General features: G+C 46.8%; 15 protein-coding genes. 2 read left to right on the top strand and 13 right to left on the bottom strand.

The window, feature by feature from the left end; all coding sequences use genetic code 11:
• Window positions 1-4 precede the first annotated feature (4 nt).
• From ACE5KN_RS22550 to ACE5KN_RS22530, 5 genes are all read right to left on the bottom strand, one after another.
• Window positions 5-1,390, bottom strand: a complete 1,386-nt coding sequence (locus ACE5KN_RS22550; protein WP_375527917.1) for a hotdog family protein — start codon at window positions 1,388-1,390, stop codon at window positions 5-7.
• A complete protein-coding gene (locus ACE5KN_RS22545; RefSeq protein WP_375527916.1) occupies window positions 1,387-2,787 on the bottom strand; it encodes an SDR family NAD(P)-dependent oxidoreductase in 1,401 nt (466 codons plus the stop codon). The genes ACE5KN_RS22550 and ACE5KN_RS22545 overlap by 4 nt, the downstream gene beginning before the upstream one ends.
• Window positions 2,788-2,912: 125 nt before the next feature.
• The gene (locus tag ACE5KN_RS22540) at window positions 2,913-3,665 is read right to left on the bottom strand and encodes a phosphopantetheine-binding protein (RefSeq protein ID WP_375527915.1); all 753 of its coding nucleotides are present in this window, start codon (window positions 3,663-3,665) and stop codon (window positions 2,913-2,915) included.
• Window positions 3,666-3,755: 90 nt separating this feature from the next.
• Window positions 3,756-6,608: a type I polyketide synthase gene (locus ACE5KN_RS22535; RefSeq protein ID WP_375527914.1), complete on the bottom strand. Its 2,853-nt coding sequence runs from the start codon at window positions 6,606-6,608 to the stop codon at window positions 3,756-3,758.
• A 2-nt stretch (window positions 6,609-6,610) separates the two neighbouring features.
• Window positions 6,611-7,546 carry a class I SAM-dependent methyltransferase gene (locus tag ACE5KN_RS22530; RefSeq protein WP_375527913.1) on the bottom strand — a complete coding sequence of 312 codons (936 nt, stop codon included), beginning with the start codon at window positions 7,544-7,546 and terminating at the stop codon, window positions 6,611-6,613.
• Between the two features lie 489 nt (window positions 7,547-8,035).
• On the opposite strand from ACE5KN_RS22530, the gene ACE5KN_RS22525 reads away from it, so the two are divergent.
• Window positions 8,036-8,800: a 3-hydroxybutyrate dehydrogenase gene (locus tag ACE5KN_RS22525; RefSeq protein ID WP_375527912.1), complete on the top strand. Its 765-nt coding sequence runs from the start codon at window positions 8,036-8,038 to the stop codon at window positions 8,798-8,800.
• Between the two features lie 30 nt (window positions 8,801-8,830).
• On the opposite strand, the gene ACE5KN_RS22520 is transcribed toward ACE5KN_RS22525, so the two are convergent.
• A complete protein-coding gene (locus ACE5KN_RS22520) occupies window positions 8,831-9,664 on the bottom strand; it encodes a helix-turn-helix transcriptional regulator (RefSeq protein WP_375527911.1) in 834 nt (277 codons plus the stop codon).
• A gap of 175 nt (window positions 9,665-9,839) precedes the next feature.
• Complete coding sequence (locus ACE5KN_RS22515) at window positions 9,840-10,829, bottom strand: quinone oxidoreductase family protein (RefSeq protein ID WP_375527910.1); 990 nt, start codon at window positions 10,827-10,829, stop codon at window positions 9,840-9,842.
• 369 nt (window positions 10,830-11,198) lie between these two features.
• Between ACE5KN_RS22515 and ACE5KN_RS22510 the strand changes: the two genes are divergently transcribed.
• Window positions 11,199-13,493 carry a glycosyl hydrolase gene (locus ACE5KN_RS22510; protein WP_375527909.1) on the top strand — a complete coding sequence of 765 codons (2,295 nt, stop codon included), beginning with the start codon at window positions 11,199-11,201 and terminating at the stop codon, window positions 13,491-13,493.
• A gap of 95 nt (window positions 13,494-13,588) precedes the next feature.
• Here ACE5KN_RS22510 and ACE5KN_RS22505 read toward each other — a convergent pair whose 3' ends face one another.
• The 6 genes from ACE5KN_RS22505 to ACE5KN_RS22480 form a co-directional block, all read right to left on the bottom strand.
• A complete protein-coding gene (locus ACE5KN_RS22505) occupies window positions 13,589-13,996 on the bottom strand; it encodes a cupin domain-containing protein (protein ID WP_375527908.1) in 408 nt (135 codons plus the stop codon).
• Between the two features lie 33 nt (window positions 13,997-14,029).
• The gene (locus ACE5KN_RS22500) at window positions 14,030-14,341 is read right to left on the bottom strand and encodes an aldo/keto reductase (protein ID WP_375527945.1); all 312 of its coding nucleotides are present in this window, start codon (window positions 14,339-14,341) and stop codon (window positions 14,030-14,032) included.
• Between the two features lie 94 nt (window positions 14,342-14,435).
• Complete coding sequence (locus tag ACE5KN_RS22495) at window positions 14,436-15,191, bottom strand: carboxymuconolactone decarboxylase family protein (protein ID WP_375527907.1); 756 nt, start codon at window positions 15,189-15,191, stop codon at window positions 14,436-14,438.
• Window positions 15,192-16,080: 889 nt separating this feature from the next.
• The gene (locus tag ACE5KN_RS22490; protein ID WP_375527906.1) at window positions 16,081-16,422 is read right to left on the bottom strand and encodes an MmcQ/YjbR family DNA-binding protein; all 342 of its coding nucleotides are present in this window, start codon (window positions 16,420-16,422) and stop codon (window positions 16,081-16,083) included.
• 27 nt (window positions 16,423-16,449) lie between these two features.
• Entirely contained in the window at window positions 16,450-17,772 is a 1,323-nt protein-coding gene (locus ACE5KN_RS22485; protein WP_375527905.1) for a replication-associated recombination protein A, read from the bottom strand.
• A 43-nt stretch (window positions 17,773-17,815) separates the two neighbouring features.
• Entirely contained in the window at window positions 17,816-18,577 is a 762-nt protein-coding gene (locus ACE5KN_RS22480; RefSeq protein ID WP_375527904.1) for an AraC family transcriptional regulator, read from the bottom strand.
• Window positions 18,578-18,581 lie beyond the last annotated feature (4 nt).

Genomic DNA, 18,581 nt, shown 5'->3' with positions numbered 1-18,581 from the left:
CCGCTCATCCCTCTCTTCCGTCTTCCATCTTGACGAGGCGCAATCCCATCCTTCTGCAATAACAAGCTTTTAATCCATCCACAGTGACCAACAAATCCGCATATAACTTGGGTTCATCTCCACCATGAACCTCTTCGACAAATACCTCATAGATAATTTCTTTAGCGGTTGGAGGGGCTTGTCCCCGCAACTGCAGATCATACAGCACCTCAGGAATGGGATCAAAGCGATACCCATCCTTATCCAGCGTGAACCCAAGTCCAGCGAGATAGAATGCCATCGCCTGGAGACAGCCTTCAAATTGCAGCAACCCCGGCATCACTGGATCATTATGGAAATGACATAAGAAAAACCATTCATTAGGCTGAATTGCTTTTTTCGCTTTTAAGTAGCCTCTCTCCCAAGGTCCCCCTTGCGGATCAAAGCATTCTATCTCATCAATCATGAGCATTTTTCCTGCTTGAATACGCGGTGATCTTGTGTGCGTAAAAGCTGCTTCATATCCGGTTCCGAAGCATTCGGCAGTACGTCCTTTGGAGAATAGACTTACTTGTTCCTTGGTGAATGAGCGATGTTCGCAAACCACAGCAGGAGCATCCCTTCTGGCATCTGCATGAAACCGAGCAGTTTCAGCATCCCAGTTCACTCCACGGGATCCAATCAATTCAGCTGCAGTGAAGAAACCTACCTGTCCTTTTCTCATTGTGAACCGTTTCTGTCCTGCGGCATAACAGTCGGTGTGGAAAGTGGTAATCCAGGTATCGCCATGATGGGCGTGGCCATCTACAGTAAGTTCAGATGTAAGAGTCGTATTATATTTAACAAGCGATTCATGAAACATGAACTCACAGCCTAAAAGCCGTAAATTACGTTCCCCTTTATTATGTGACTCGATCCCCAGCCAGGACATAAGAAGGGCAACGGGATTGGCCATCCCCTCAATCATTAGGCTTGCTGGCATACAACCATCATGCAAATACCATGAGCTCTCCGAAACATTTGTTTCAGACCAGATCTTGCCTAAACCAAGAGAGCCCGGCTCACCTTCCATACCGAGTACCCGATCAGCGAATAACAGCGGGGGTTTGGGCATTCGCACTTGATGAGCATTCTTGTCCTGTGCTTCGAATCGGCTTCCTAATATGCCGGAAACCTTGCCGGACGCCAACACCTCAAGCTCAGCCCGGGAAAATGAAGGCCCCACAGGCTGAAATGGATGCAAACGCTCACTTGTTCCTGCGGATGTAGACAAAGCGGCGGTCATCTCCTTGAGAGCGAGTTCCCTCTGCTGTAAAAACTGCAGGTGAAGCTCCCCCTGTTGGATTTGATAATCCCTATGCGCTTGAACAAGCTGACTGTGATAATTCATAACGGTTCGCTGAAAGTTCATGTCTGTCCTCCCATCAGGCCTTGGCCGGCTCTATCTCCGGTAATAACCACTTCAATTTGCTCCCGATCGCCGAATAACAGCTCCTCAACAAAGGCACGAGCCCCCTGTTCAATCGGAATGAGGTTGACTCCCCGTTCTGTAAAATGAGTCCGCAGACTCGGGGTCACCATCCCCCCATCCCAGGCTCCCCAGTTGAAAGATTTAACTAAGCAGCCTGCTCCGCGTTGTGATGCCTGGGCTGCCGCGACTTTATTCAAAATCTCGTTCGCCATCGCATAATCACATTGCCCGATATTCCCTGTTCTCGCAACAATAGATGAAAATAGGACAATCATATCCAAGGGGTCCTTTTGGGTTGCAGCCAATAAATTACGCAGTCCTTCTACCTTGGTGCGAAATACGAGATCAAAATTTTCGGGTGTTTTGTCGGCAATTTTTTTATCAGCCAAAACGCCCGCACCGTGGATAATGCCAGTAATCTGCCCCCACTCCCGGCGCACTTCTGATAAAGTATGTGCCAGCGCTTGCTGATCCTGAATATCAACTGCATAGTAGCTTGCATGAGAACCCAATTGGTTTAGAGTATGCAAAGTCTCTTTGATTTCCCTATTGGCAAGGAGCGCCTGAACACGTGTTGACAGTTCTCCTGGTGTAATTTTCTGCCCTTTAGCCTTGTACGAATCAAACAGGATCTGTCTAAGCTCGGCTTCCGTACTGGCATGTGTAAAGATTGCCGGTTCCTCGGTCAAAGCTGTGCGGCCTAGCAACACAAATCGCAGAGATACAGTTTCAGCGAGCGCTTTCAATGCGGCAGCCGTAACCCCGCGGGCTCCGCCCGTGACAATGATTACACCCTTATTATTCAAAACCCGCATAGATGCGGATTGGGGGAGCGAAGCAGGCTCGGCATGAACGGTCACACGTGGTCCATTCCCCTGCAAGCCCACCTCGACTTCCGGTCCTCCCCAAATCAGCTCAGCCATAATCGCATCAGCTGCCTGTTCTTTAGTGAAACCGCCCATTTCCATATCAATAGCTTTAACGGAAGCTTTCGGCCATTCCAAAGCAGCTGTCTTGACCAGACCCGACAATCCGCTTGTCCAAGCCTGCTGCAGCTCCATTCCGCGCAGGCCAAAGGCTCCGTCTGTACTTTGCACGGTTACGAAAAGTCCGCCGCGAGCAGTAAGCTGTTGAGCTACTGACTTCGCTGCGGCAAAAGCTTCATAATTGACAGCTAACGCCTCCGACTCCGCTGTCAGACTTCGCAAACCTCCGAGGAACACAACTCCGGAAGCATGTTTTGGCACTTTGCCAACAACCTCCGCCTGAATACCCTGAGCCTTAAGCTTGTGAGCGAGTAATGGAGCGATGCCTGTTTCATCATCCGTGATGGCCAAGACACCTTCCACCTTAGAAGACCCCGGGGCCCTTATCGTTAATGGTGGAGCTGGTGCCATTTTCAGGCTTAAACAAAAACGTGCAAGCGGCTGAACCGGCGAATCCGAAACTGACGATTCAACCGTTACGACTTTTTTCCAGAGCTGTGCTCCACATAGTCTGCAATCTCTCCCAGGGTCCGGCGAACAGCCAATTCATTTGCATTCATTTTGATGCCGCTTGGAAGTTGATCCTCAAGGGCGGAAAGAATCTCCACACGTTTAATAGAATCAATGCCGAGCTCAGATTCCAGTTCCATCGATAGATCAAGCATTTCAATGGGGTATCCGGTTTTGTCGGAGACGATTTCAAGCAATATTTGTGCTGCGCTTTGCGTGGCTGCATTTGGGTGCTGCTGAAGATCAATTTGTGGTGGTGTACTGATGATCGATTCATCAGTTTGCGTGTCGGATGGCATAACCGCAGAAGGTGTGGCGGGCTGTACCGAAAGCTGATTAACAGGCTGCGCCGCAGCAATCTGACCCAGTTCAGGAGCAGCTGCAATAGGATGGACCTGATCCGGCTCATTTGGCGCATGATGATGAGGAGCCTCAATAATTTCAGGGCTTTGCAGGGACTTGGGCTGTTCATCAATAGCTGCTTCCCGCGCAGCCGAGTGCTGATTACTTGCGGTTGATTCTCCTGAAATTAATCTAGTGAGATTTGTAAAGGTTGCCTCTGCTGCGCGCAGAAACGCAGCATGTCCGGTCGCCATGAATTGCTGGTGTGCAATATGGGCATCCGCGGTTTGCTTTTGCAGCTCCTGAAAGGTATGAAGCAAGGCTGTGTACTCAGAATTAACTTGGGCAAACATGTGATTTCCCGATGGGTTTGTCATAGTTACTCCTCCTAGGTTTAATTACATTTTATATTGCCGTTTTCGGTAAAAAGCTCTGGTCACTGCGGGTATTTCTCCACTTTCTCCGGATCAGGCTTTAGTAACGTTCGTTGCGCCCCCAAGAGGAGGATATGGTTTTTTGTAGCCTGCACCGTTAATTTTCACAACCATACGCGGCTTCTTCTTTGTTTCCTGTTCAGCTTCTTCGAGCACAGCCTTTTCCCAGAGTGCTTCATAGTCCAATGTCAATCCGGCGACAGCTAATTTCCCCAGTGCGTTCCACAGCATGGTCACCCCATGCTGGCCTTTTCGGTCCATACACACTGCCGTGATCTGCCCGCCCTTGAAGGTTTGTTCGACTAAACCCGTTAGAACACCGCCCGGCCCTACTTCGATGAAAGTACGCACTCCATCTTCATACATGGACTGCAGCTGCTGCTCAAATAATACCGGTTCGGCAATTTGCCGCGCGATCGTTTCACGGATCACCTCTGAATCTGAAGAGAATGGTTCTCCTGTCATGTTCGAATATACTTTGGTATCAGGTTTATTAAACGGATACTTTCGCAAACTTTCCCGGAAGGGAACGACGGACGGTTCCACCACAGAAGAATGGAATGCAGTTGCTACATGTAAGCGTCTAAACGGAATGTTCTTCTGCGCCAAGTACATTTCAAGCCGCTCGACCTCATTTGTCCGGCCAGACACTACGAGCTGTGCCGGGCTATTATAATTGGCGATGACTACATTTAAATGGTTGATGCGGATCAGCTCTGCCACGGATGCTTTATCACCGAATACAGCGCTCATGGCACCCGGAATGGTTGCGGCTTGCGCCATTAATTCTCCCCGCGTGCGTGCAATTTCAATGAGAGCAGTTTCGTCTATAACACCGGCTGCACATAAAGCAGTCAGCTCGCCAAAGCTATGACCACCCATAACATCGGCTTTGAGTCCCACAGCCCGCAGCACGCCAAGTGCTGCTAAGGATGCTGTGCCTAGGGCAGGCTGCGCCCACTCCGTTTGCAGCAATACATCCGTTTGCGCTTTACGCTCATCATCCGTAAACCTTGGAGTCGGATACACGACCTGGTGCAGTCTGGTGTCAGTTTCGGCAAAAGAGATATCAGCCGAACGGTCCCAAACCGATCTTGCCTGGTCAAATCCCATAGCCAGATCAGCCCCCATGTTGACATATTGGCTGCCTTGGCCAGGGAACAGGAATGCGATACGGCCGTGTGATGGGCTCCCATTTGCAAAGTGCATACCTGCGATTGAAAAACTGCTGTTCGTCTCCATGAGTGCAATTGCCTTGTGAAGCTTGGCGCTTAAATCGCTGCCGCCTGCGGAGATTACAGCTAACCTTAATCGCTTGCCAGGATCAAAATTCTTCTGTGATTGACGGGCCGCGGCCACCCAGGTTTTGCCGTCAGGAGAAAGCTCGGCCACCTTGCGGCATTCTGAAAGAAGCTCCTCCAGCAGATCAGCACTAAACAGGAATAACTCTGTCGGAAAAGACCTCACCTTCTCAGCCCTCTTTCCAGGACCGGAATATTCCTCGAGCGTCACATGAAAATTAGTCCCGCCAAACCCAAAGGAACTCACAGATGCCCGCCGTGGATGCAAGCCGTCCCGAATCCAGGGCCGGGTCATCGTATTTAAATAAAATGGGCTTGTTTCAATGCCCAGCTTGGGATTGGGACGGTCGATTTTAATCGTGGGCGGCAGAACTTTATGATGCAAAGCCATAACCGCCTTGATCAAACCTGCAGCACCCGCAGCAGCCTTAGTGTGGCCAATCTGGGACTTGACCGATCCGATTGCGCACCATGGCGCCGAAGCTGCCTCCTGCTGCATAAAAGCAAGCTTCAAGCCCTCGAATTCCGTAACATCACCGGCTTTCGTTCCCGTTCCGTGCGCTTCCATTAATTCGACGGTTTGCGGGGAATATCCAGCCTCTTTATAAGCTCGCCGCAATGCCTTCACCTGGCCATCTGCTACAGGAGCATACACACTTTTGGAATTCCCGTCGGAAGATGTGCCCACCCCTTTGATAACGGCATAAATCCTGTCCCCATCACGCTCCGCATCAGCCAACCGTTTGAGTGCAACCATCCCGATTCCCTCTCCAAGGATGGTGCCATCCGCAGCCTCCGAAAAAGGACGGCAATCCCCGGTAGGCGATAGTGCGGGAGTCTTGCTGAAGCACATATATGCAAAAATGTTGTTCATGGCATCAACGCCGCCTGTAATCACCATATCCGATTTTCCTGCTGCCAGCTCCATAATGGACATGGAAAGCGCTGATAAGGAACTCGCGCAGGCAGCATCGACGATACAGTTGGTTCCGCCCAAATTGAGCCGATTCGCGATGCGGCCGGCAACAACGTTGCCGAGCAATCCAGGGAATGTATTTTCCTGCCACGGCGTATAAGAAGCCGCAATGCGATCACAGATCGCATTGATCTGTGATTCCGGCAATCCGCTCTCACGCAGTGCCTTGGCCCATACCGGACGCTGCAGCCTGGAAGCCATGTCGGAAGCCAATGAGGCCGTCCATGAACCGAGAATGACGCTGATGCGCTCGCGGTCCATATGTTGGAACTGTCCGCGTGCAGCATCGTGCAGCACCTGATTGGCCACAATTAAGGCTAATAACTGACTCGGATCGGTGGCTGGAAGATTAAGGGGAGGCAGCGCATACTCCAATGTATCAAAGTCAACATCCCCCAAAAATGCCCCCCTTTTGCAATAGGTTTTATCCATAGCAGCAGGATCCGGATCATAATAATCCTCGACCAGCCAGTGTGTAGGGGGAACCTCCTGAATCAAGTCCGTTCCAGCGAGTATATCGTTCCAAAAACCACTAACATCCGTCGATCCTGGAAACAGGGCACTAACTCCAACAATTGCGATATTGCAAGGATTGTACTGATCTGACATGGCTAACCACCACCCACTTTCTCAATTTCCATAAAAATCATAACCTGGTTTTTTTCCACGAACATATCCACATCATGAATGCTTTCTTGCGGTATTAGTTCTATTAACTCTTGCATTTGGTCCTTATCACGATAAATGAGCCACCAATCCATCACAGCTTCTAAATAACCGAGAGTGGGCGTATCCGGAAGATAGTTGGCTATGAGCAATCGGCCTCCTGGATTGAGTAATTCAAATAATTTACTGGTCATTTTTTTCGCAAGGCTGTCTGGCAGATAATCATATAAACCGGCGGTATAAATAAAATCGAACGTAGAGAGAGGTACGGTATTAAAAATAAGGTCCATTAAAGAGGCGTGGATCGTTTCCCCAAAATCCTTTATTTGTTCGGCAACGACAGATAGAGATTCCTTATCGTGATCGATAGCGACAAATTTTCCGATTTTTTTGTTTTTAACAGCCGAGCTATCCAATGCTTCCCGCAAATAGCCGCAAGCGACCGAGAGAATATATGGATTGACAACCCGTTCTGCAGTTTGATTAATCTTCCTGGAAAGAATGTGCTTTCTTTCACGAATAGCATAACTTGCATGACCTATGCGGTTAAGCTCGCAGTTTAGAATTTCGGAAATCTCTGTTGATCTGGCGTTAGGTGGTACTGCTCTATCGTGGTCATATACAAAGTCAATCATTACAGGATCACCCGCATAGCCGAGTGGTTTTTCAAATGCCCGACGGGTTAGCGGCTCTTGCAGGAAAAAATGGCTTACTGCATGCTCACGATATTGGATGACAAATTGCTTCCATTCTTCTGCAGAAGAATGTGTGCGTACGCGGTTTAATCCATCATAAAGGGTGCTTAATGCATCAGAGAACTGGCCTTGATTGATTTTGGTTTCTACCTGATCCAGTAAATTGTCTTTATTCGGTCGATCCATAGTGTGGTTAAACCTCCGCAGAAAACTTTTAACGGACCTCGATTATGTCCATGCAACCACTCCCAGTCCCCCCTTTAACAATTCAGATCTGCTTCGCATTACATAACAACGATAAAATAACAATTTTCACTTTATTACCTACTCTTTCGACAATACAACTGCGCACCTAACTCAGGCTTAGCAAAATGATAAATCTTCCATCTGTACAACATCTATACAATATCTATACATTTTCTGAACAGGAATTTCTTTTCAATCCTGCCCATGCTCAACATCCGGCGAACCTCTGAAGTGATAGAGTCAGCTGAACCGGGAGGCATGCTGCAAACATATCCAAAACAATCCAACTATAACTAAACTCTGTTCAGATATTGTATAGATGGTCCATTTACGATGTTGCTATGCCTGCATAAGAAGAAAACGATATATAAACCGGAGCCGATATCATTTCACAATAGGCTATTTCACAAGAATTGGAGGAAATGCGAAATGTCATTTCAAGGGGAAAGAACGGTTATCGTCACAGGTGGCGCTCGTGGCATTGGTTATGCTATTGCCGAAGCATTTGTCAAAAATGGTGACTTCGTCGCGATCGGCGATTTGAACCTGGAAGATGCGGCTGGCCGCATCAACGATCTCGGAGACCGGGCAAAGGGTTACGAAGTAAACGTGGGCGATCCGGAATCCGTACAGCTTTTTGTCCAACAGGTGGCAGCAGATCGGGGAGGCGTCCATGTGCTGGTCAACAATGCAGGCTTGCAGCATATTGACAAAGTAGAAGATTTCCCAATTGAAAAATGGAACCAACTGATTAATGTCATGCTCACAGGTCCCTTCCTGTTAACGAAGTACGTGGTTCCTTTAATGAAAAAACAACAATATGGAAGAATCATCAATATCTCTTCTGTTCATGGGAAAATGGCTTCCCCTTATAAATCAGCCTATGTGTCTGCAAAACACGGCGTTGTGGGTCTAACGCGTACAGTAGCGCTTGAAACTGTGAACGAGGGTATTACAGTCAACGCTATTTTACCGGCTGCTGTCAGAACCGAATTGGTCTTACAGCAGCTGGCCAATTTAGCCAAAGAAGACGGGATCACAGAGGAGGAAGCTCTCCATAAACATCTTTTGGGCAGGCAGCCTCTGAAGCGTTTTGTGGAGACGTCTGAGGTTGCTGCTGCTGCCATCTATCTTGCTTCCGATGCAGCCGCCGCCATAACCGGTCAAACGCTGAGCGTATCCGCGGGTGTGTAATATTTGTGGAGTTTTTCAAATTACCTATGCTTATGTCGCCGCACCTTTTACCAGCTTCTCCTCAGTTCCGGTACCGGCCATCGGCGTATAGACACAGCAGTGAAAGTCCTCGTTGCCGTTGATATGGCCAAAGGTGTTGATTTCAAAGGATAATGCACCAAAGTCCGGGTGATTCAGGAGAAAAGGCTGCGACTTCTTCTCTTTGACATCGTGACGATCCCAAAGTGCCGCAAATTCTGGACTTTTTGCGGAAAGCCTTTGGGCAAACTCCTCATACCACGCGTCCCCCTTCGATTGCCCATAATACGAGCGGAGGATGGCAGCACTGTATCCGGCAAACTCTTCCCAGTTCAAGACGCGGTCCCGCAAATACGGGTTCATGAAGAGAGACCAGGTCATGTTGCGGCCCATCACAGGGTCTTCCAGAAAGTCATACAGAAGGCGGGGCGCCTGGCGATTCCAGGCGATGATTTCGGTACGGCGATTGACAATGATGGCGGGATACAGCAGCTGGTCAATGATCTTCTGCAGTCCAGGTTCAATCGGTGAGGAAAGCGCTTGTTCGGGCCAGTCCGGCAGATCGCCAAATCCCGATAGGCGCATGACATGCAGCTTCTCGTCGGGGGACAAGAGCAGCGCTCTGGCGATATTCTCCATCACTTCCCTGGAAGCAGTTACGTCTCTTCCCTGCTCCAGCCACGTGTACCACGTTGTGCTGACATTCGCGATTTCCGCCACTTCCTCCCTGCGAAGTCCGGGCGTTCTCCTTCTGCCATATCCCCCGCTGATGCCGACATCCGCCGGCTGAAGCCTTTCCCTGCGCGATTTCAAAAATTCCCCGAGCAAATTCTGGGTTTGCGTCATAAAAAAGGAGCACCTCCGAGATGGCTTCATCAAATATTTAAATGTTACCATCCATATCGCTCAAAAGAAAGCCTCCCGTCCGCCTGTTGGCGGGCGAGAGGCTTTAGATCATGGCAAATATACACTTTGATGGGTTCTGATGTTATCTGTTGTTCATGCTGCAATCCGTTATTCGTTATCCCATCTGCAGCACCAACTTGCCCGACGTCTGTCGGCTCTCAAGCAGGCGGTGCGCATCAGATGCGTACTCCATTGGATATATCCCGTACACCTCCGAGCGGACATCCCCGCTGGCGAGCAGCTGCAGCGCTTCCCTTGCCGCCTGCCCCACCGAATCCGGATTATATACGGCATATGCCCCCAGGTTAAATCCGGCGATGTTCATGTTGCCCAGCCAAATATCATTCGTGGCATGCATCAGCTCGCCGCCGCTGGCATTGCCCAAGGCGATCATTTGCCCCAGCGGCTTCAGGAGCTCCAGGCTGTGGGCCCTTGTCTCCCCGCCGACCGGGTCAAAAACGGCGTCAACTCCCTGCATCCCCACAATCTGTTTGGTTACATCCACAAAATCCGTACGCAGCAGCAGTTCGTCATATCCAAGCGAGGCGGCCAGCCTGATCTTATCCGATGAGCCAACCGTTCCCAGCACTGTACCTGCACCAAACCGCTTGGCGATTTGCCCAAGAAAGCTGCCCAATCCGCCTGCAGCAGCATGAACCAGAACGGTGTCTCCTTCCTTCATCCGGTTCACATGCTTGACTGCCATATAGGCCGTAGTCAGGTTGACAATGGAGGCAGCAGCCTCGGGCATCTTCACATCACCTCCAAGCTCATCAAGCGGTACCGTAAGCTGTGGTGTAACCCTAGCCTGAGTGGCGTAACCACCAAGCTCAAGCAGCTTCATGGAAGCGACCGGCTGGCCAATCCTAAATCCCTGAACACCCTCTCCTATTGAACGGACATATCCGGACACCTCAAGTCCCGGGATCACCGGAAATGGAAACAACTCCGTAAACTCGCCTTTGCGGATCAATATATCCACAAGCCCGACGCCTGCATACGCCACATCTACAATCATTTCCCCGTATCTTGGCGCAAGATCCGGCATTTCCTTTATCTGCAGTACCTCGGCTCCGCCTGCTCTTTCAATAACAATCGATTTCATCTTGAGAACCTCCTCGATAGATTATCTATGGGGTTATCTTACCAAGGGGGTACGGAGTCAGACAGGTTTGGGTTATACGGGTATAAAAGGTAACAGGCTGCACCCCCGGCTGTTACAAACAAAACCACCCGTAATTCATATGGAAACTTATGAATTTAGAGGTGGTTTTTATTAATTAGTAAAGACACTCCCTATTCATTCGGATCTATATGTACATCGTTTTCAAGGTACAAGGGAGGACTGAATATTTTCTTTGTCGAAATATTTACAAAATTTGGTTAGTGTGCTATGTTTGGTTTGTAAGCGCTACCATGAGTTGATACATTATGTTATTGTTCATCCTATTTCAGATGGAAAGGAAAGATGGCAATGAAACATTGGCTCAAAAAGGCAAGCGCAATGATGGTGGCATGTACTCTGCTGTTTGGATTGATGGCAGCGCCTGTTCATGCAGACACCGCACTTTTCACGATTGAAAGCGAAAGCGCTCAGCTCTCCTCCGACCTTCAAGTGGTGACTGAAATTTACGGACAACCCAAGCCCGGCTACTCCGGGAGCGGGTTTGTCTGGATGCAGAATTCCGGTACAATCACTTTTACTGTGACCGTCCCGGAAACCGGCATGTATGCGATCTCCACCCGCTATATGCAGGAGCTCAGTCCAGATGGCAGGCTTCAATATTTAGCAGTGAACGGTGTTACCAAGGGTTCGTATATGCTGCCCTATACGACCGAGTGGTCGAATTACGACTTTGGTTTTCATAAGCTGAAACAAGGAAGCAACACCATTCAACTGAAGGCCGGTTGGGGATTTGCTTATTTTGATACTTTCACTGTGGACTATGCCGATCTTGATCCCCTGGATGTGCAGCCTGTTCTTACCGATCCTGAAGCCACACCGGAAACGCAGACTTTGATGAATTATTTAACAGAGGTTTACGGCAACCACATTATCTCCGGCCAGCAGGAGATCTACGGGGGCGGAAATAACGGCGATTATGAGCTGGAGTTTGATTGGATCTACAATTTGACCGGAAAGTATCCGGCCATCCGCGGCTTTGATTTAATGAACTATAATCCGCTCTACGGTTGGGAGGACGGCACAACCGAGCGGATGATCGATTGGGTGAATAACCGCGGCGGGATCGCGACAGCTAGCTGGCATATCAATGTGCCCCGAGATTTTACCTCCTATCAGCTCGGGGAGTTTGTGGATTGGAAGGAAGCCACCTACAAGCCGACGGAAACCAATTTTAATACAGCCAATGCGGTGGTTCCCGGTACTAAAGAATATCAATACGTCATGATGACCATTGAGGATTTGGCGGAACAGCTGCAGATTCTGCAAAATAACAATGTGCCGGTCATTTTCCGTCCCTATCATGAGGCAGAGGGCAATGGCGGGGTAAATGGGGAAGGAGCCTGGTTCTGGTGGGCCTCGGCTGGCGCGGAGGTGTACAAGCAGCTGTGGGATCAACTCTATACCGAACTTACAGAGAAGTACGGCTTGCATAACTTGATCTGGACCTACAACAGCTATGTGTATAACACTTCTCCCGCATGGTATCCCGGCGACGATCAGGTGGATATTGTCGGCTATGATAAATACAATACGATCTACAACCGTCATGACGGTTTGTCCGGTGTACCCAATGAGGATGCCATTACCTCGATCTTTTATCAGCTTGTTGATTTAACCGACGGCACGAAAATGGTGGCCATGACGGAGAATGACACCGTCCCAAGCGTGCAGAATCTGACAGAGGAAAAAGCGGGATGGCTCTACTTCTGCCCCTGGTATGGAGAGCATCTCATGAGCTCCGCCTTTAATGATCCGGACACGCTGAAAACGTTATATCAAAGCAACTATGTCATTACGTTGGATGAGCTGCCCGATTTAAAGGGTGATCATCCTGCCCCAAGCGCTGCGATTACGCCCGTGAATGCGACATATGATACAGCGGAGAATCCAGGGCAGGATATTTCCGTAACCCTTACTTTAAACGGACATCAGCTTGCAAGCCTAACCAATGGAAATTATACTCTTAAATCCGGCCAGGATTATACGCAATCAAGCACTGCTGTCGTTCTGAGCAAATCCTACCTTTCCACGCTGCCGCTGGGCCAGAATACAATAACCTTTCATTTTAGCGGAGGAAATAACGCTGTTCTTACAGTAAATGTAGTGGACAGCAGTACTCCTGTACCCGTGGGAGAATTGACGATCCAAGCCTTTAACGGCAGCACGAGTGCCTCCACCAACGGAATTTCACCCAAATTCAAAGTAGTCAACACCGGTGATTCGGCAATTCAGCTTAGTGACGTAAAGCTCCGGTATTATTATACGATTGACGGTGAAGAAGCACAGAGTTTCTGGTGCGACTGGGCCAGCATCGGGAGTGCGAATGTAACCGGCAAATTCGTTAAATTGGCGACTCCGGTTGCCGAAGCCGATTATGCTCTGGAAATTGGCTTTACGGGTCCGGCTGGAACGCTGAATCCCGGCGAGAGCGCAGAAATCCAAGCTCGGTTCTCCAAAACCAACTGGTCCAATTACAACCAGGCTAACGATTACTCGTTTAACGCTGCCAGCAGTCAGTTCGTAAACAATGAACAGGTTACCGGGTATATGAACGATAAGCTTGTATGGGGGATTGAGCCGTAAGCAGGTAAAAAAATTGAGTAGGAGCAGGTGTTATCCCCTTCTCCTACTCTTTTCCTGACTTTATATGAGGACTCCAATAGTAACGTTTTTATCATTTAAAGTTTGGTATATTCTTCATCTGACACTGGCTCCAGCCATTCCGGGGTACCTGCAGTGATTGCAATATGTTCAAACCAGCTGTCTTTTGTTGCACCATGCCAGTGTTTTACACCATCATGGGTAACAATAACATCACCGGCTTTCAAGAATTGGGCAGGTTGTCCCTCTTCTTGGTACCACCCTTCACCGCCAGTTACTAATAAAATTTGATACCCATTTCGATGGATGTGCCAGTTATTCCGGCAACCCGGCTCAAAGGTCACATTCCCAACTCCAACATTAACTTTAGGATCGGCAACCAATGTTTTCAGGTAGCTTTGTCCCACAAAATACTTTGCAAATGCTTCATTCTTCTCTCCCACGGGGAAAATCACGCCATTTTGCACTTCTTCATGTTTTGCCATTGTAAAAAACCCCCATTCATTACCGATTTACTTTTATTTCCCGCCAAATACCGGGAAGAAGCTATGCTCACCATAATCCTGGATGTGCTCTACATTCTTCAAAGTTTCCATATCTGCATCGCTAATCACAAAATCAAGCTCTGCATTGATTCTCATGTGATCTGGATTTGCCGTCTTAGGGATTACGACAAGACCCAGCTGGATATCATAACACAGGCAAAGCTGAGCAACAGATACTCCATACTTATCAGCTATTGCCTTAACCTCAGTATTCTCAAGGATCGCACCGTGTGCAATTGGTGAATATGCCTCTACAAGGATGTCATTCTTCTGGCAGAATTCAATTAACTGCTTGTCCTAAATCCTTGTTTTCCCCATTTCCCATTAATAATTTCTTTAAATGAAACAGAGAGAGATGTTTAGCTCTTCGGCTTTTAACTTAAATCTCCGGAATAATTTCATTAATACATGCTAATGCATTCAGTGTTCTCGGAAAGCCTATATATGGGAGGCTGTGGGTAATGGCCGTAATCAATGTTTCCTTGTCATTGCCCACATTTACGTTGCCCTGCACATGTGCCTTCACTTGACCTTCAGCACCACCCAGTGCACATATGATGCAAAGTGTCAACAACTCCCGTGTTTTCAAATCAAGCCCGCCGCGGGTATAGAAGTCCCCAAAACAGAAAGAAGAAAGATAATCCTGTATGTGTTTTTGGTTGGCCGGAGCACTTTCGCGCATTCTGGGAATGACATCGCCAAAAATCTTTGTTTGCACGGCAAGTCCATTGTCAAAACGGGTATCTTCTTCAACCTGCGTCTGGCTTTCAAGCGGCAGTACAATATTCCTCGCTTTGAAAACCTCGTTGACTTCATTACTCGCGTTCAGCGTTTTGGGAAATCCCAGGTAAGGCGCACACTGGTAAATCGCCTCTTTGATTTCCACCGGTGTGAGCCCGACGTTCAGTGCGGCGTGAACGTGAGCCTGCAGCTGAGGCAATGTTTGGTTCGCTGTAAGCACAACCAGAGTGATAAGCTCCCGCTGTTTATTATCCAGGTGACCTTGATAAAAAACTTCCCCAAAAATAAAACGGCTCAGGATGTCCTGTAAATCCGGATCGGTAGCATACGCGGCAGGGATTCCATCACCAAATAGTTGTTTATACTTTTCTTGGCTCTTTTCAATTCGATTCATAAATAGCCCTCCTGCTTCTTTGGCGAATGAATAAGACTGCCGAGAGAATGTTGTCTAACATTGGTAGCCATTCTTCAAAGCGTGTTCCCGAAAGTGAAGCCGTCGGCATAACTCATGCGTTGTTATAAAGTGCATTTAATGAACGAAAAACTATTTATCAACATATGTCTATATTTTAAAGAAAAACAAAATGATTGCAATCGTCAATATTAAACGATTTGTTAATTAATGAACAAATCGTTATAAGGTGTTGATTGATGGATCGAAAATCGGGAGCGTCAGGGTTTCATCCGATTTTATGTTCTACTAGGAGCTGCTTTCGCGCGGCGTAACCTTGATAGTTGCGGACCGAGCGCGTGTGCTTATCATTGAGTTAAGATAAGGGCTCCCCACAATTAACCATGAATGTATCCTCCTCTAAACTCGTCCTAGTTATCCATTGCTTTCGACATCATATATTCTTTTCAACAATGCTAAACACGAAAAGTGCAACTTATTTTCGTAGTCGGTTCCTTGATCTAGTGGTTGAAGAGTACAAGGTTGAAATGGATGTAACTAAAGGAAAAAATCAAGGGTTAAGTGAAGAGGTTATCCTTCAATTTTTTTGGGACAGCGGTCGCGGGGGCTGTGGAATGGTGGTTCGGGAATGATATGCCCTTACCACCTCGTCTGATGGCCGAACAGACATGAGTATTGTTAGATAGGAGTTTGTAGTCGCCTATAACCCTCATAATCATCCCCCATCCACAATGAAAATGGGCCGTCCTCACCTCGTAGGACGGCCCATGATGTTTGTAGAAAAATCGGGTGTGTCGGTTGTTTAATGACATTAAAGTTGGTACCTTACACATTTCATTGTTCCTACATTGAATTACGTATCTATATTAAGTTATTTTTTCACTTTACGTTTGGGTTTTGTAAGGTCAAAACTATGTTTTACCATATCGTGAAGATCATCCTCCGGAAGGTTTCCATCTAAGATAATCGTATTCCAATGCTCTTTACTCATATGATATCCCGGCTTAACTTCTTTAAATGCGTTTCGAAGGAAATCAGATCGATCAGGAACACATTTCAGGTTAACGCAAAGATGATCATCTTTTTCAAATATTAACGCAAAGATTTTCTTATTTCCTTTGTGACGTATGGCTGTCCAACCTTCTCCAAAAGGATGGTCCTCATATGAGGCTGGATAAGATAAACAGTACTCTACGATTTCTTCTAATTTCATTTTGGTATTCTCCTATTTGTAAAGCTATTACTGATTGCTGTTTTTCTTGTGCCATGCTGCAATTTCTTCCATCCTTTGTTTAATTTTAAATTCAGACCCCTGTGTTGTCGGATGGTAATATTCGCGTCCGATCAGGGAATCTGGCATAGTCTGCATCATTGTTAGCTTTTCTTCTGTGTCATGGGCGTACTGATACCCTTTACCATAGTTCAGCTCTTTCATAAGCTTCGTTGGAGCGTTCCGAAGTTGCAAAGGAACAGGTTCGCTCATGGAATGTAGGGCATCTTTTTTCGCATAGCGGTAAGCCAAGTAAGCAGAATTCGATTTGGGAGCTAGGGTCAGATATATAACGGCTTGTGTTAGATGTACATCGCACTCTGGCATCCCTATGAATTGACATGCTTGAAACACCGAAACAGCGATTTCCAAAGCCCTATTGTCCGCCAAACCCACGTCCTCACTTGCAAACCTAACTAGCCTACGAGCAATAAATAAAGGATCTTCACCTGATTCCAACATTCGAGACAACCAATAAATAGATGCATTTACATCACTATTTCGCATGGATTTATGCAATGCGGAAATGATATTATAGTGTTCTTCTCCATCTTTATCATACAAAAGTGATTTTCGATGAATAATTTGTAGCAGCCCTTCTTTGCTAATTTCAATAGTTTCACCTTGTTTCTCTCCGTTTAGCACAGCGATTTCTAAGGTGTTTAATGCCACCCTGGCATCTCCATTTGAATATTCCGCGATAGCAGAAAGTACGCCCTCTTCTAAACCTATCTTTTGATCTCCGTATCCTTTAGGATTCAAAATCGCTTTTTTTAATAATTCAACAATATCTTCACTGCTTAGTTGGTGAAGTACAAAAACTTTGCTACGAGATAACAAGGCAGAGTTAACTTCAAACGATGGATTCTCGGTTGTCGCGCCGATGAGAATAATGCTCCCTTTTTCCACATACGGAAGAAAGGCATCCTGTTGTGCCTTATTAAATCTATGAATTTCATCAATGAATAAGAGGGTTTTCTCTCCTAATTTCCTGTTTTCTTCAGCTTCTTTCATTATATTTCGGATTTCTTTAATACCGCTAGTTACTGCACTAAAATCAATAAACTTAGACTTGGTTTGATTGGCAATGATTTTAGCTAGTGTTGTTTTGCCAACACCTGGAGGACCCCAAAATATCATAGAAGACACTTGATCATTTTTGATCATATCTTGCAGAACTTTTCCAGGGCCAAGTAAATGTTTTTGACCTATAAAGTCTTCCAACGATTGAGGACGCACACGATTAGCCAACGGTCGATCATGTTCATTATCAAATAATGTTCCTTGTATCACAGTATCACTCCCTTTTGTAGAACAAATGTGTTTCCTGATATAATTAAAGGTTCTGCTTTCGGAATTCTACAGGCGTATAGCCAGTTTCCCGTTTGAAAAATTTACTAAAGTGAGTAGTTTCTTGAAAGTTAAGCATTTCTGCAATGTCGCTAATCAAGTAATCTGTATGCATTAATAAACGCTTAGCTTCGAGACTAATTCGAGCTGATATGAAAGCTTTAGCACTTATTCCAACAGCTGCGACCGTAACCCGTGTTAATGTTTTTTCTGTGCAATTTAAAAGGGCAGCATAGTCACTAACATGATTTAACTTGGCATAATTTTTCTCCACTAATTCTTGAAATTTTAAAAACTTTTGTGAGACCTGAGAAGTAGTAGGGATATTTTTTTGTTTATGAATAATGTTGAGCCATGCTACAAATGCATAAAGCTGATAGCGTAACAACATATGAACATCCTCTTTGGCTACTTGAATTAAAGAGTCTTGAACCATTTGCTCTATTAAAGTGTTTGCCCGATGCAGCTCTGTATTATTTAAAGTCAAACTATTAGGCGTTCTTCCGATATCAAACGTTAAATTCAGTTCACTCAACGTAAGTGAAGCAGGAAGAAGGAATTCTTCACGGAATAGAATAACCCATCCGTCCCAGTTATCATCGTGTCCAAAATTATGGACTTGTCCTGGTGTTACTGCTATCAATGTTCCTTCCTTACAAGGGATGGGTTCAAAATCGATCCATTGAGTACACATTCCTTCCGTGACACAAATGATCATATAAAATTCATAACGATAAGTAATTTTCATACGA

The organism is Paenibacillus terreus (assembly GCF_042138595.1).
Classification (GTDB): domain Bacteria; phylum Bacillota; class Bacilli; order Paenibacillales; family Paenibacillaceae; genus Paenibacillus; species Paenibacillus terreus.
This window is presented reverse-complemented; position numbering and strand designations above follow the sequence as displayed.

Excerpts from the sequence above, each read along its gene's own strand:
- ACE5KN_RS22505 (WP_375527908.1), bottom strand. The coding sequence starts at position 13,996 with ATGGCAAAACATGAAGAAGTGCAAAATGGCGTGATTTTCCCCGTGGGA.
- ACE5KN_RS22495 (WP_375527907.1), bottom strand. The coding sequence starts at position 15,191 with ATGAATCGAATTGAAAAGAGCCAAGAAAAGTATAAACAACTATTTGGT.
- ACE5KN_RS22480 (WP_375527904.1), bottom strand. The coding sequence starts at position 18,577 with ATGAAAATTACTTATCGTTATGAATTTTATATGATCATTTGTGTCACG.
- ACE5KN_RS22530 (WP_375527913.1), bottom strand. The coding sequence starts at position 7,546 with ATGGATCGACCGAATAAAGACAATTTACTGGATCAGGTAGAAACCAAA.
- ACE5KN_RS22490 (WP_375527906.1), bottom strand. The coding sequence starts at position 16,422 with ATGAAATTAGAAGAAATCGTAGAGTACTGTTTATCTTATCCAGCCTCA.
- ACE5KN_RS22535 (WP_375527914.1), bottom strand. The coding sequence starts at position 6,608 with ATGTCAGATCAGTACAATCCTTGCAATATCGCAATTGTTGGAGTTAGT.
- ACE5KN_RS22525 (WP_375527912.1), top strand. The coding sequence starts at position 8,036 with ATGTCATTTCAAGGGGAAAGAACGGTTATCGTCACAGGTGGCGCTCGT.
- ACE5KN_RS22515 (WP_375527910.1), bottom strand. The coding sequence starts at position 10,829 with ATGAAATCGATTGTTATTGAAAGAGCAGGCGGAGCCGAGGTACTGCAG.
- ACE5KN_RS22550 (WP_375527917.1), bottom strand. The coding sequence starts at position 1,390 with ATGAACTTTCAGCGAACCGTTATGAATTATCACAGTCAGCTTGTTCAA.
- ACE5KN_RS22540 (WP_375527915.1), bottom strand. The coding sequence starts at position 3,665 with ATGACAAACCCATCGGGAAATCACATGTTTGCCCAAGTTAATTCTGAG.
- ACE5KN_RS22510 (WP_375527909.1), top strand. The coding sequence starts at position 11,199 with ATGAAACATTGGCTCAAAAAGGCAAGCGCAATGATGGTGGCATGTACT.
- ACE5KN_RS22520 (WP_375527911.1), bottom strand. The coding sequence starts at position 9,664 with ATGACGCAAACCCAGAATTTGCTCGGGGAATTTTTGAAATCGCGCAGG.